General features: G+C 37.9%; 13 protein-coding genes. 2 read left to right on the top strand and 11 right to left on the bottom strand.

Annotation, left to right across the window (positions count from 1 at the left end):
* Positions 1–175: transposase domain-containing protein (locus FYJ57_RS02550; RefSeq protein ID WP_205839889.1), on the top strand; the 175-nt coding region annotated here is incomplete at its 5' end.
* A 194-nt stretch (positions 176–369) separates the two neighbouring features.
* Here FYJ57_RS02550 and FYJ57_RS02555 read toward each other — a convergent pair.
* From FYJ57_RS02555 to FYJ57_RS02590, 8 genes are all read right to left on the bottom strand, one after another.
* Positions 370–1,746 carry an exopolysaccharide biosynthesis polyprenyl glycosylphosphotransferase gene (locus tag FYJ57_RS02555; RefSeq protein WP_154431416.1) on the bottom strand — a complete coding sequence of 459 codons (1,377 nt, stop codon included), beginning with the start codon at positions 1,744–1,746 and terminating at the stop codon, positions 370–372.
* A 269-nt stretch (positions 1,747–2,015) separates the two neighbouring features.
* Positions 2,016–3,401 carry an O-antigen ligase family protein gene (locus FYJ57_RS02560; protein WP_154431417.1) on the bottom strand — a complete coding sequence of 462 codons (1,386 nt, stop codon included), beginning with the start codon at positions 3,399–3,401 and terminating at the stop codon, positions 2,016–2,018.
* 1 nt (position 3,402) lies between these two features.
* On the bottom strand, positions 3,403–4,581 hold the full coding sequence (locus tag FYJ57_RS02565) for a Coenzyme F420 hydrogenase/dehydrogenase, beta subunit C-terminal domain (protein ID WP_154431418.1): 1,179 nt from the start codon (positions 4,579–4,581) through the stop codon (positions 3,403–3,405).
* A 2-nt stretch (positions 4,582–4,583) separates the two neighbouring features.
* Complete coding sequence (locus FYJ57_RS02570; protein ID WP_154431419.1) at positions 4,584–6,014, bottom strand: lipopolysaccharide biosynthesis protein; 1,431 nt, start codon at positions 6,012–6,014, stop codon at positions 4,584–4,586.
* On the bottom strand, positions 6,015–7,136 hold the full coding sequence (locus FYJ57_RS02575) for a polysaccharide pyruvyl transferase family protein (RefSeq protein ID WP_154431420.1): 1,122 nt from the start codon (positions 7,134–7,136) through the stop codon (positions 6,015–6,017).
* Positions 7,137–7,146: 10 nt separating this feature from the next.
* The gene (locus FYJ57_RS02580) at positions 7,147–8,250 is read right to left on the bottom strand and encodes a glycosyltransferase (RefSeq protein WP_205839894.1); all 1,104 of its coding nucleotides are present in this window, start codon (positions 8,248–8,250) and stop codon (positions 7,147–7,149) included.
* Between the two features lies 1 nt (position 8,251).
* The gene (locus tag FYJ57_RS02585) at positions 8,252–9,322 is read right to left on the bottom strand and encodes a glycosyltransferase family 2 protein (RefSeq protein WP_154431422.1); all 1,071 of its coding nucleotides are present in this window, start codon (positions 9,320–9,322) and stop codon (positions 8,252–8,254) included.
* 2 nt (positions 9,323–9,324) lie between these two features.
* The gene (locus tag FYJ57_RS02590) at positions 9,325–10,383 is read right to left on the bottom strand and encodes a glycosyltransferase family 2 protein (protein ID WP_154431423.1); all 1,059 of its coding nucleotides are present in this window, start codon (positions 10,381–10,383) and stop codon (positions 9,325–9,327) included.
* A gap of 430 nt (positions 10,384–10,813) precedes the next feature.
* On the opposite strand from FYJ57_RS02590, the gene FYJ57_RS15290 reads away from it, so the two are divergent.
* On the top strand, positions 10,814–11,347 hold the full coding sequence (locus FYJ57_RS15290) for a stage V sporulation T C-terminal domain-containing protein (RefSeq protein WP_154431424.1): 534 nt from the start codon (positions 10,814–10,816) through the stop codon (positions 11,345–11,347).
* Positions 11,348–11,408: 61 nt separating this feature from the next.
* Here FYJ57_RS15290 and FYJ57_RS02600 read toward each other — a convergent pair whose 3' ends face one another.
* The 3 genes from FYJ57_RS02600 to FYJ57_RS02610 form a co-directional block, all read right to left on the bottom strand.
* Entirely contained in the window at positions 11,409–11,978 is a 570-nt protein-coding gene (locus FYJ57_RS02600; protein WP_154431425.1) for a M15 family metallopeptidase, read from the bottom strand.
* Positions 11,979–12,129: 151 nt separating this feature from the next.
* Positions 12,130–13,431, bottom strand: coding sequence for a PcsB-like coiled-coil domain-containing protein (locus tag FYJ57_RS02605; RefSeq protein WP_154431426.1), 1,302 nt, complete (start codon positions 13,429–13,431; stop codon positions 12,130–12,132).
* Between the two features lie 141 nt (positions 13,432–13,572).
* The gene (locus tag FYJ57_RS02610) at positions 13,573–14,955 is read right to left on the bottom strand and encodes an RsmF rRNA methyltransferase first C-terminal domain-containing protein (protein ID WP_408636454.1); all 1,383 of its coding nucleotides are present in this window, start codon (positions 14,953–14,955) and stop codon (positions 13,573–13,575) included.
* Positions 14,956–15,122: the final 167 nt, after the last annotated feature.

Consider the following 15,122-nt stretch of genomic DNA (forward strand, 5'->3'; position numbering starts at 1 on the left):
TGTTATCTACAGCATTGCTGAAACGGCAAAAGCAAACGGGCTGAAGCCATTCGAATACTTTGAACATCTGTTACACGAGATACCGGAGCATATGGATGACCACAACCTTTCATTTTTAGATGATCTGTTGCCATGGTCACCAGCACTCCCGGAACGTATCCGAAAAAACAAGTAACATTTATCCGGGCTGCAAGAGCAGCCCGTTACATGTAAAGGTACACGCTATGGAGCGTTTACTGTGAGCAGTCTGGTGACAGTTCATGAAATCATTAACAAATTAATTTGATAAGTGCCCCAAGATATGCTGTTCTATATCATATCTTGGGGCACTACAAAAGATAAAAGCAAATCACCGTATAATTAATATAACTATTTAGAATCAGAACGAGTTGTCTCATTTTGCAAGGCAGTAGTACTACCTTCTGCTACTCCCTCAGTACTTTCAGGAATAAACAATATTTTGATAGTAGCAAACATAATACGTAGGTCTTCAAAAATACTAGGAGTTGCAATATAAGTAAGATCCATCTGCAATTTATCATATGGAGTGGTGTTATATTTTCCATAGACTTGTGCATATCCTGTTAATCCAGCTTTGGCCTGAAGACGCAAACGGAATTCCGGCATTTCTTTCTCATATTCAGCAGCAATTTGTGGTCTCTCTGGTCTTGGTCCAACAATGCTCATATCACCTTTTAGAATATTAATCAGTTGTGGGAGTTCATCGATTCGTACCTTTCGTATAAAGCGTCCAATCGATGTAATACGATCATCATTTTCACCCGTAGACAACCGGGCTACACCATCCTTTTCAGCATCTACACGCATAGATCGAAACTTCATCACTCCGAATTCTTTTGCATTTTTTGTTAATCGAGTTTGCTTATAAAAAACAGGGCCACCATCTGTCGCTTTAATTATAATAGCAACAATAATCATAATCGGTGAAAGAATGATCAGGGCAATTCCTGACGCTACAATATCAAACGCTCTCTTTATGAACAAATAAAATGGTGACGGATGGTAACGCTCCAAGCGAAGAATCGGAAGATGAAACATATGCATCTTTTTCGCTCCACTCATAATTACATCCCCAATTCGCGGAATAACATAGATAGAAATATCATGTTCGATACAATATTTCAAAATAATATTTCTATCATGACTATGAATACCACTCAAAAACACAGTTTCCACTTCATCTAAAACCGAAAGATTATTCAAACACTCATCAATAAACAGAGTTTTCTGAACAGAAAATTTTTTTTCAAACCCATATTCTTGAATCAGTTCTTCCATTCCTTCCCGCATATCATAAACAATCATTGTACTCATTGCAGGATAATGAGCAAAGTACCATTTATGCGCTGCATATGACCAAATAGCCGACATTAATATCTGTCCTACAAATGCTCCTAAAATAGGTAAGACGTTAGGAATATGTTTTGTAAGAAGCAACGTTATAACATACATTATAAAATCCGTTATGACCGCTGCAAGTGCCTGGCTATACACCATTTCAGAAATACGATTCATAGAGACTAAAAATCCCTCATATATTTTTCCAAATGTTATATATATCAGGCAAAACAAACCAATAATCACCCAGTTTCCCTTATTATAAAACGGTTCCGCAGTGCGGCCTGCATAATATGCCATCCAGCAAATTCCAAAGGGAATTGTTAAAAGAAGTGCATCTAATAATTTTACGATTTGCATACTCAAATCGTGTTTGAATCTTTTCATAAGTATACTCCTTTGCAAAAGTCGTTTTAAAATTCAACACATATTCTGTCTACTTCACCTAATAGTACACGTGTACTCATTGTTCGTCAATATATTTAGTGCATGTAGCTATTTGGAATTGCATAATTCAAAAGATTATGCGTCTATGCAGTTGCTTTTTTATCTTTTATAAATTTCCCATATATTCCGTCTAAAGTTTGCACCACAGTAACAACTATGGTGCATTTCTCGTTTACCATCTGTGTTCTTCACAGTTTTTTTATTAAAAATCAACCAGTTTCAACGTTTTTCTGAAGAATATTCATGTATCCGCCAAACGCAAACCAAAATACATACGTTTCCGGAGAATTAACATAAAATATTGATGAAATAAACATACTTATAAAAAAGCTTATGCATATAATAGTAAATAACATGCCACAAAGCAATGCATCTGTATCCGATATCATCTTATAATTTTTAAATGTAAAAGCAAGAGTATTAACAATAATACATGTCAATAAAACAATACCGATAATCCCCTGCCCAACCAGCACATCAATTATCATATTATGTAACGAACGAAATTTTTGCAAATCGTTATCTACAATATATGTTTCTGGTAATTCTTTTTCTGCATAGGGTTCCAGATTTGCCCATGAAACACCAATTATTGGACTTGTTTCCCATATTTCAACCCCACTTTTCCATATAGCAAATCTTCGATTACTTGGATCGCTCATTTCTCCTTTTCTTCCAACTTCCTCGTCCTCGTCTTCTTCCTCTAAATCTTCTCCCCGTTCTCCAAGACAATATTTTTCATAAACAAATTTTGTCTTGTTTCTTATCTCTCCAGATACATTTTGAACCGGAGAAACCAATGCTATAATTAATAATGCAGCTCCAACAGAAAAAGCATATCCACGTACTTTTCTCTTAAAACAATTTTTATATTTATAACTAGATGCAACCACTCCCCATATCACTATTGCCAGTACCAGCGAGTATATACCCGTTCTTGAATCTGACCAATATATATACAATGTCTGAAAAATCAATGACATCACATACCATTTTTTGTTTTTGACATTTTCACCCAATAAATACAGTGCAAAAACGATTGCCAAAACTGAAATTGCAGCACCATGATTAGGATCATCATAGATCCCCCATAATCTTCCCCAGTGGAAACCTAACATATGAATATCGCCGTATCCAAAAACTTTTCTATAAGAAAACCCTATGAAAAAGAGAATAAAATTAACAATATTTTGCATAGTTACAATTGCAATAAATACGTTTCCTATATATTTAACCTGTCTGCGAACATCCTCTCCATCAAACCACAAATATAACAGCCATATTTGCATACATAGCCAAATAAATCCTTTTAAATTTCCACTAATACCGTATTGATAATGTACTGCTGCTGAAACTGCAAAACTAATTGCAAATAAGGTTAATAGCAGAAAATTTTTGTCATAAATTAGTTTTTTCCATCTCCATAATTTAATACACCCTATATATGCAGACAACCCCAGTGTTATGCACAATGATATATTTACTATACATGTTCTATTAATAACTGCATTAAAAGAGAGTAACAAATGAACGATATACGCTATTCTGAACAGACACTCCGCATCTTGGATTTTTATACACTTTTTCTTTTCCATATTAATTTCTCAACTTTCCATTTGTTATTTCTTTTATTTTCCTAAATATCCTATATATTATCATAGGCTTGTTTCCAATTTTTATATACAATGTAAACGCCTTTTTAAATCCATCTCTTTCTATACACTTCATGAATCCTTTTTTCCAAGGATGTCTTTTATTCGGTCGGCATAATGCTGGATTACACTTCATAGCTTCATTAATATCTTCTTCATGATAACTAATTTTTTTCAGGGAATTTTCCCATAGTTCTTCCCCCTTTTTTGTATTTATAATCACCATAGAAGTTCCACTCGCATTCATGCTTTTAGAATCTATTTTTTCGATTCCCCAAAAATCCCCAATGGTTATATCAGATACTCTATCTCCAGTTGCATAAGGACACTGATTACACATCGGCATATGAGCAATCAAACTATTGTATGTACGTGAATAAGCATTTTCTCCAAGTCCTTCTTCTAAAACAACTCCATTTTCGAATTCTATATGATAACAGGACTTCATTATTCCTTCCTTTTTATATCGAAATTCAAATTTTCTTATTCCGGAATGATATTCCCTCTCCAAATATTCCACATATGATTGAAATACTATATTCGATGGCATACCATGACATATAATATCTATACAAAACAGTTTTTCGTAATCTCTTCTTAAAAACGACCTTAAACCTGCAACTTGACAGGGAGTTCCAGAAAAAAGTACTTTTCTCCCATTATTTAATTCTTTTTTTATCTCTGAGTATGTATTTTCAGTATTACTCCAAACATACTTGGATTTTCTCATTGCTTCCCTGTCATTTAGTGTTTCCGCCCTTTTTATCAGAACTTCTTTGCTGTTGATCTCTAGTACTGCGCCATACACAATTCCACCATCTTCAATAATTAAATCTGACAAAGCCGGAAACATTCCACCCGATGTACTGGATGCTATTTCTGCTTCTTTTGCATTCCAAGCCGCAAATACACTTTTTTTCTCTTTGTGTTTCAGCTTTTCCGTTTGATTCATCTGGCAGATTTGTTCACACATTTTACAATTTATACAATCATTCTTATTTATCTGTGGATATAAAAAGCCTTCAATTTTTACCATCCTTATACATTTTTTCGGACATATCTGTTCACATGCTCTACATCCACAGCACTCATTTTTATCATTACTATTTAAATACGTTCCCATTTTTACCTTTTTTTATAAGAAAGCGTATTACACTTCGCTTTCACTAACTGTATTCCTTTTGTTAACAACTCATATATTTGTTTATAGTTTAAAGCGATAATACCTACAGCACATATACTCGAAAACAATATCCAAAATTTCACTTCTAAAAGTTGTAAAATCGTTTGTATACAGAGCAGCATACTACAAAAAACGACTTTTTTTACTTTAATAGTGATTTCAACTATACTTTTGGTAGTTATAATTCTTGAAATCCACAATACAAAATAGCTAAAGCACGTTGTAAATGCCGCTCCCACAGCTCCCCATCTCGGAACGAACACCATATTTAATATAACATTAACTATTGCCGCTAATAAATTAGTCCAAAATGCCATCATAGTTTTCTTATTTGCAGTATATATCGTACCCAGAAATTGAGCAAACGTGAAAAACACCATTCCAAGAATTAATACGATCATACTCTTCCAAGCTTCATAATAATTTGCATTTGATAAAATTCTGATTTCAACCTTTGCAAATAACATTAGTAATGAGCAAATAGAAAAACTTAAAAATACTAAGTAATCAAAAATCGCACTATAAAACTGTCCCTTATCCTTCTTATCAAATTCCTCATTTGCTGATATTTGCCATGCTTGTATAAATATGCCTATAACAATATTAATAACGCTTGGAATTTTATGTGCTATAGAGTATATTCCATTTGAACTTTCTCCTACCATTGTTACCAACATTAAACGATCCGTGCTGCTTGATATCCACCAGCAAATTGTATTCGGAACTAACGGTATGCTGAACAATAACATCTGTTTAGCCGTATCAATATCTGGTTTTCTAAACTCCAGATATTTCCATAATTTTCCGACGCTCAAAGCAAACAAAACAGAAACTATATTTCCCCAAATATATCCCCACATGTATCCGGAAATACCCATTCTGAATTTTATCAGCAACAATAAGTTCAACAGAACAATGGCTAGCGTTTGGAGCATATTATCAATAGAAAACAATTTTACCTTGCCGATTGCACGCAGAAATTGAGATGTTACATTGCGCATCATACTTACAACACTATAAAGCAACATTAAATAGAATCCTTGATATTCCAGATGAAATATTTTTTTCCCTACACTTCCCAAAACAATTAAAACAGCACTTCCTATTAGGCTCACAAAAAAACCTATCGAAAAAACGCTTTTCTTATTGCAACTTTTATCCATTCCATAGCGGAAAACACTTTCCGATATGGTCAACGAAAATATAGGAATGAGCAGCATACTTCCTGTTTGCAAAATATCAACCACCCCATATTCACTGGGTGCCAACACCGCTGTATAAAACGGAACTAACAAAAACTGTAAAAATTTTGAACCTAGATTGCCCAATGCAAAAATCATAATATTAGAAACAAGTTTTTTCTCTCTTTGCATTTATGCTCTCTCCATTCCTAATGCATTTATAATATATTTTCTGGAACATTCTCGATTATCTTCTATTCTTTTCTCAACATTCTCGTAATCAATATGCTGTTTAATATCATACATCTCATCCTTCTTATATATTATTCGTTCACTAATACCTAACATTTCAAGCAGATCCACTACTCTTGTTCCTCTCTCCTGGAAAGGAATACTAAAAAACTGCTTATGAAAAATTATCGAAAACACAGTACCATGAAAAGAATTTGTAATCACATACTTAGCATGATATATATAATTTAAAAATTCAGATGGTCCTGCTGTATATTTTGATATTCCTCTCTTTCCAAAATAATTTTTTAAATCCAAGAAAACTATCTTTAAATTTTCTTGTTCTGCAATCGTCTTCGCTACCTCAATTAATTCTTGATTCTTTTCCAAAACATATACAAAAACATATTCTGATTTTATGGGATTCTCTTTTATAAATTTCATCCACTCTTTTTTTTCAAGTAACAAAGTAGGATCAATATTTATCTGAATATCTCCATTATATTTTCTTTTCAATGCTGCTTTTGCAGATTTTTCTCTTACTCCTACAAAACTCAGATTATTTATCCCATCTATAATCTTTTCCACTTCGCCGTCTTTAAGTTTATCTTTTCCTATACTGGCTGCATAAGAAAAATGAATTATCCCTGAATTAAACATTCCAAAATACACATTGTCAATTCCTTCCGTCAAATCTGGATTCCAAATCTGATCGCTTCCATAAACACAATGTGTATAATCTAATTCTGTATTCTGTAACTCCTCGTATGTTCCATATGACTTTTCTGATATTCTAAAATTCTCTTTCCAAAATGTTTTAAAATTGTATTCCCTTCTTGCAGCAAATGGCATTCTTAAAATTGTTTTAATCCAAAAAATTATTATTCCTTTTATAGAATTTCTGGATTTTTTATACAAACTCTTTATAAAAATCCCAAAGCTTTCCTCTATATACCACGGTCTATAATCTACAATTTCTACCATTTCTCCACATGTTTCCAGATACTTTTGTAATGCATAGGCCTGCAAAGATGTACCAATATTTCTTGCCCGGTGAAACGTAAATAATCCTACTTTTTTCATCTTTTCTCCATTACTCAAACAATTCTAGGTATGTTTTTTGTGCCTTTTCCAAATTATATTTATCAGCTATTTCATACAAATCTCCATTTGCGTTGTCTTTCGCCTTATGTTCCAAAATACATTTTACCCACACATCCACCCCATTATCAATGGCAAGGAATTCGCATCTTTCTGATATTTTCACTTCTCTAGTAATTTTATCGCTGAAAATCGCAAAGGTTCCTGATACCTGTGCTTCTATTCCAACAATAGGTAATCCCTCAAAAAATGAAGGTAGCAGGAAAAAATCCATAATCTGATAAAAATCAGATACATTTTTCTGAAAACCCGTTAAAATAACATCTTCATCCAACCGGTTATCTTTTATATACTGTTCTGCGTAACTTCTATCTGGACCATCTCCAACCAACAATAATTTTATATTCTCTTCTTCATCATGTATCTTCTTAAAAATTCTGAGTATAAAATCAATATTTTTGACAGGTTGAAAATTACTGATATGTCCCAATACAATACAATCATTCATGCCATATGCATTTCTTATTTCTTCCCTCTTACTCATATTTCTTCTGTATTTTGAAAATTCAATACTATTGGGAACAAGCTCATATTTCTTATTCAGAAAAATTTTTTTATCAAACATCCATTGTGCTGCACTGTCTGAACATGCATAAAATCTATTAGCTGTTCGAGCACATATTTTCTTGCCAAATTTATGTACTAATAGTTCAATTTGTTTTTTTGCTACATTCTTTGTATCAATTCCCGTAGAATGACTATGCAGAATTCTTATTCTTACGTTCATCTTTTTGGCTGCTACTAAAAACGGAAAAGCAATTGCTGTCGAACAGTTTAAGTATGCCACCTCATATATATTTTCTCTTAGAATATTACAAATTTCTTTATACTGCGATACTGGATGATTCAATCTTGAAACCTCACAAATTTTCACATTATAATCATCCAGTAGCTCTTTTAATTCTTTTGTTTTCTCATTCACCAATATGGTAATATCGAATTGATCATATACCATCTTGATTATGTTAAAAATATATTTATCTATTCCACCCGCATGTCCGTTAATCATGAACCCAATCAACACTTTTCTTTTCATTTTATCGAGCCTCTTTGAATTTTGCAAAAACAATCGGGAATTCATTCTTGACCAAAAAAACACCTCTGCCAATAGCCAAACTCAGCCAAACAATCCTTTTTTTCAATGCATACATGAAAATCTGCATACTATGACTATTTGGAATCATAGAATCGACAAGATTCAAGAATAATGAATCCCTAAATACATTTTCAATCCACGCTTTCTGATCTCCAATTGACATTTTTGACTCTTGGCTACAATTTCTCTGTATTGCAGAAAGAGTAAATCTTGCATATAATCCTGCAAGTATGGTTTTTACTTTTTCATCACAACATTCCCATTTCTCATATAGATTGTACAATAACATAATTCTTTGTCTATGTAATTCAAAATAATCCATCACATATACAGACGTAAGACTTGTTTCTAATCTTCGGTTATAATGATATGGTGCAATATCCAGGCAATTCATAGATTGCATATTTTCAGCGAATTTCACATTAAACAAAATATCTTCAATCAATGTTATTTTTTCAAATTTCACTTGACTTTTTCTTAAATAATCTAATTGATAAATTTTGTTCCAAGCATATCCAAACAGAGTCTGCAATTCTAAATCAATTACCTTCTCATGAATCATATCTTTTTCCGTCATAAATCCCTGCTGTGGTTTCCGTTCTTTACTGTACGTAAGTTCCCCATTCTTATTATAATAATCTTCTACAAGACCAAATAAAATCATCTCTGCAGGATTTTCCCGAATAGAGTCATACACTTTCTGTAATAGATTATTTTCAACATAATCATCCGAATCCATAAACCAAATATATCTTCCACTTGCAACATCTAAACCACTATTTCTGCTCATACTCAAGCCCTTATTTTCTTCATGGTGTATGACGCTCACATTTGAATACTTTGCTGCATACTGATTGCAAATATCCGGACAGTGATCCGGCGAACAATCATCAACCAAAATAATTTCAAAGTCTGTAAAGCTTTGATTCAATACACTTTGAATCGCTTTATCCAAATATTTTTCCACATTATATACCGGCATAACAATACTAAAAAAAGATGTCTTTTTCACGCTTATCTTCCCACTTTCAACTTCGTAAACAATTTTGTATTCTTTGTCTTCACAAACGTAATCACCTTGGCCTCCCAATAAGTCAGCAGCGTGCTGTTCCACTTCAGTGGTAGCACCATGATTTTCATATAACTTGATCGTGGATTGGCCAGTTTCAGCATTTTTTTCAATCGAGGATTTTTCAGCATGCGCTTGATTTCCTGGCGTTTCTCTTTGGATGACAGTTCACATTTCGGATTGGTTATATTTTCTACGCATCCTATAAATCGCTCTACGTAACGTCTGGCTATCATTTCCATGCTGTTATGATCCATGACCTTCCATTCTTTATACAGGTCTACCATCCAACCATGTTCTTCTTCTCTTTTTTCGTACATTCCCGGACGATAAGCTGTGGTCTCAGATTCTGCACGGGCGCGCAGAAAATGGTAGTATTGTTTTGATGTAACAGTTACACGTTCTACATTTCTTACAATACTGATGTTAAATGGAAAATCATCCCATAATGTTGTTGGAAACCGCAGATTATTCTCAAGAATATATTTTGACTCATACAATTTATTCCACGGTGTGTAGAGCAGGTTTTTATCAAATAATTTATACGCGTTCTTTCTGAAGGACTCTTTATCCGGATAAACTGCATCTTCTACCACATAATTATCTGTAAGATATTTATCTTTTTCATAGTAGGTATCAATATAAAAGCCGGCAACTACCAGCTGCGCCTGATCTCTTTTTGCCAGATTATACATATCTTCCAACATCGTTGGTTCTGCCCAGTCATCAGAATCCAGGAAATACATATATTCTCCTTTTGCTATATCAATAGCTACATTTCTTGCGCTGGGTGCTCCACCATTTTCTTTATGAATCACTTTAATTCTGTTATCTTTTTCTGCATAAGCATCACAGATCTCACCACTTTTATCCGGAGTTCCATCATCCACTATAATGAATTCCCATTCTGTTAAAGTTTGCGCCTGTATACTTTCTATTGCTTTTCCTACGTATTCTTCTACTTTATATACCGGCATAATAATACTTACTTTTATATCCGACATTTTTCTTCCTCTTATTTTCTCTTTGTCTATAAGCTCAATCATGTTATAAATATGCTTCGTATTCGGCATATTTATGTATAATAATACTCTATTCGATAAATTATACCATATTCCCTACTTTATTACCACCCGGGAATTATAACTAACTATAGTCTTTAGCTTTCATTTCTTCGTATAACTCTCACTATGCGTTCTCCCCTATATTAGACGTCTCCATCCTCATTCCGGTTTTAAAAATAATAAACTCAACTAATCAAAATGGTTTGTTTGATCATTGTATTGGATATTAATCGATAAACCAAAATAAGAATCCCACTCCTTCCAATTTCACTCATATTTTCCAAAAATCCGCCAATACTAACACCAGAACTTTAATTTCATCTAAAACCAGATTTAGCACATCATATTTATACGGATAAGGAGAAAGTCTATGAAAGCAACAGGTATTGTACGAAGAATCGATGATCTCGGGCGGGTGGTGATTCCGAAGGAGATACGGCGGACGTTGAAGATACGGGAATCAGAGCCTCTGGAGATTTTTACGGATCGGAACGGGGAGATTATTCTGAAGAAATATTCACCGATCGGGGAGTTTTCGAGCGGAGCGCAGCAGCTGGCGGATGCGGCGGCAAAGACGTGCGGGAAGTTGTTTTGTATCTGTGATCAGGAGCAGGTGGTGGCCGCGGCCGGGCCGGAGAATAAGAAGTATCAGGGGAAATCTCTCAGTAAAGCGATGGAGCAGCGACTCTTTGACCGGGATTTTATCCCGGAAAATAACGCTTATTATCCGGTGACAGACGATGATGCGCACACGGAACAGGCGCTGGTTCCTGTGACACGGGACGGGGATCCGGTCGGGGCCGTGTGTTTTCTTGGCATGAAGCGCACGGATCCGATTTCCGAAGCGGATGCAAAGGTAGCAGACATGATCGCCCGATATCTGACCTTCACTATGAACAATTGATGATATACAATGTAACAACAAGGCGGAACACCAGCATCTTTTGCCGGCGTTCCGCCTCATTTTATTTCTGCTCATAATATTCTTCCAGTGTCAGCCCTGTAAGTGTCAGGTACAACGCCAGCGACCGGGTTACATACCGGATATGCCAGGGCTCCCATCCATATCCGGTTATATGCTCTTTTCCTTTCGGATAGCGCAGGATGAAGCCATATAAGGGTGCACACCGTTTCAGCCACCGGCCTTCCCGGGTTTCTCCGAAACGCTCATCCAGTTGATAGTCAACCGCCTGGCAGGAAACATCCAGTGCCAGACCCGTCTGATGCTCACTGGCTCCCGGCGGTGCTATCCAATGTACAGGATCTCCGGTTTCTTTTGGCTGTTCCCGCCGTTTCTTCTGATAGAGTTCTTCCTGTCTTTCGTAGCTTCGGTAGCCGGATACTCCGCACAGATAGATTCCTTCCTCTTTTCCTCTCGCAAAAAGCGCCTCCACTCCCTTCGCCGCACTGACTGCAAGTAATCTTTTCCTGTCCCCGACAGGTGCATCAAAGATGATTTCCGGCTCAACTAAGGTCTGTGGTATCGCTTTTCGCGGTAAGCGGTGTGTACGGTTTACCAGAATCGTGGCATCCATCTTTTCCCCTCCTTTGTTTCGTTGCTATGAAACTATCTGCATTCTATGCAGCCGGAAGCCGGATTATGAACAGGAAAGCAATCTCCTGTAAGCGAAAAAAGAGAGTGCAGACACGTTTCCCGTATCCTGCACTCTCTGTTCTTATTTTTCTCTAGTTCACCTGATACACATCTGCATATTTCATACCAAAGCTCAATGCCTGGCTGTGGCTTCCCATGAAGATGTCCACATGTCCGTATGCGGTTCCTCTGTCTTCTACGGTATAGATCTGACCGTTGATGGAAAGTTTGGTTCCGAATGGAACTCCCGCCATCGCGATGGTACGTCCCGGTGTCGGAGTGGTTCCGCTGGCTGTACCGCCGCCGGACCATTTTCCACAACAGATGGAACAGCTGCAATATGCTGTCAGTTTGAATCTTCCCAGGTATTTGCCCTGTGAAGTATCGATGGTATTGTCGGAGCTGTCTGTTGTAGTTGTTGTATTCGCAGCAGTATTACTTGTCGTTGTAGTCGTTGTTGTACTGCTGTTTGATTTTTTCTGTGTCGCTGACGCTGCCTGCTGCGCTGCTTTCTGCTGTGCTGCCTTTTGTGCTGCTGCATCTTCTGCCGCTTTTTTCTCTGCTGCTTCTTTTGCTGCCGCTTCCTGTGCTGCTTTCTCAGCTGCTGCCTGTGCCGCCTGCTGTGCTGCTAATCTGGCTGCTGCTTCTTCCTCTTTTGCCTGACGAAGAAGGTCGTTGATCGCATCTTCCTGACTGCTGATCTTGGTCAACAGATCATTCTCTGCTGTCTGCTGACTCTGAATATCTTCCTGATATTCACGGATCTGCTGGTAAGTTGCCTCCACCAGTTCTTCTACTGCTGCCTGCTTGTCCGCGCTCTCCTGCTGAAGAGCCACAATCTCTTCTTTTTCCTGTGCCACCTGTTCCTCTTTGGTCTGGATGGCTTCTTTTGTTTCTCTGTATGTATCCAGCATGTCTCTGTCATACTTTGACATCTGGGAAATGTTCTCAGCCTGGTTTAAGAAATCAGAAATACTTCCTGATTCGAACAGCAGGTTCATATAATTGCTGGCTGAGTTTTCGTACATATAGCGGATACGGAGTTTCATCGCTTCATACTGCTGCGCTTCATCCGCTTTCGCATCTTCAAGGTCACTTTGCAGCTGTGTCAGTTCTTCCTGCTTCGCATCGTAATCGTTCTGCAGTTTTTCCAGACTGCTGCGAAGATCGTCCAACTGAGTGTTCAGATCTGCAAGATATGTTTCGGATTCACCTTTTTTTGATTCCAGTTCCTGAATCTTTTCCTGGGTCTGTTGCAGGGAAGACTGATTCGCCTGCTGCTGTGCCTTCGCATCGGAGATCTTCTCCTGCGTGGTAGCAGCTCCACCCTGTACCGCACTTCCCACGATAAGACATGCGGAAAGTACCAGGCTTATGATTCTTTTTCTTCTCATATTAATTCCTCTCACTTTCTCAGGCAAGAGTCATTATAGCATGATTTTGTAGCATTGTGAAGTAGTTTTTTAACATCTCGTAATATTTGCGTAATAATTAGTGGAGTTTTGGCGAATTTCCGCATTAAACTGCGGATTATGTCAACTTTTTAGCCGCCAGCCGCTCCAGTATTTATTCTTCAGAACTCCGTTCACAAGTTTTCCCCAACCGAGTGCATACTGATCCACACAGACCAGGATCCAGCCTTTCTCTCTGGTCGCTTCCCCCGGTTCCAAAAGCAGGGTTTCTCCACGCAGATATCGTCCGATCCGTTCATCCTCCGGTGAAAGGGATACGCTTCCCGCATAGTCGGAAGCCTTCAGCGTCATCGCCAGCTGCTGGGATGGTTCAAAACGGTTTTTCTTCAGATCTCCCAGGTACAGTCCGTTTCTTAAGAAATGGATACCGTTCAACTTTACCGGAAGCTCCGGTACCAGGTAGACTTTCTCGCCCTTGATCTGTACCCGCTCCCAGTCCGGTTTCCACCGACAATCCCTGAAGAATTCTTCCAGAACTGCTTTATTTTTCTTATCCATCCGCGTCGGCGGTTCCAGTCTGATCCTTGTCTCGGGCGCATCCTCGGACTTTTTCAGCAGGGCCAGAAAATGCCCCTCTCCTTTCATCTTATGCGGCCAGATCCGCACACAGCGGCGCAGTTCCTCTCTTCCATCACCCCACGCAGGGTTACCCTCGGAGAATCCTTCATATCCTTCGATGGGAATCAGTTCCATCTCCGGACACTGCTCCAGGATCCAGGAGATACTTCCCTCGTTTTCTACCGGAGCAAAGGTACAGGTGGAATACAGCAGTTTTCCACCCGGGCGCAGCATCCGCACACCATTTTTCAGAATATCTTTCTGCAGTTTTGCAAAGTACTCCGGACGTTCTTCCTCCCAGGTTTTGATCACCGCCGGATCTTTGCGGAACATCCCCTCCCCGGAGCACGGTGCATCGATCAGCACTTTATCAAAAAATCCTTCAAACCGCTCTGCCAGGTTCTGTGGTACTTCGTTGGTCACAAAGGCGTTGGATATGCCAAATACTTCCAGATTCTTTAACAGTGCTTTGGCCCTGGAATTACTGATATCATTTGCCACCAGTACACCTTTTCCCTGAAGCGCTGCGCCGAGAGCCGTTGCCTTTCCTCCCGGTGCTGCACACAGATCCAGAACTCTCTCCCCCGGTTCCACCGGAAACCTCGCCGCCGGAGTCATGGCGCTTGGCTCCTGCAGATAATAAAGACCGGCACTGTAATATGGATGTCTGGCCGGCTGATCTTCTTCTTTATAAAAATACCCGGTCTTTGTCCACGGAATCGGATCCAGAGAAAAACCGGAGCCTTCCGCCAGTTCCTCTTCCGTGATCTTCATCGGATTGATCCGGAGTCCGTACTGTCTGGGGTTATCATAACTTTCGATATACGATTCGTATTCATCCCCCAGCATCTCTTGCATTCTCTTTTCAAAGCTTTCCGGCAGTTCCACTCTCATCACACACCTGTCTCCTCTTTTTCTTCCTCTTCCGCCATTCTCCCACGGATATTTTTCTACGCTCCACTATAGCAAGACTCTGGCATTTTGTAAAGAAAAAGCGGTGGCCCCCAGCCACCGCTTTTATCTCGTTTTTGCGTCACCCCATATATATGACAATC

This window comes from Oliverpabstia intestinalis (assembly GCF_009696065.1).
Taxonomy (GTDB): Bacteria; Bacillota; Clostridia; order Lachnospirales; family Lachnospiraceae; genus Oliverpabstia; species Oliverpabstia intestinalis.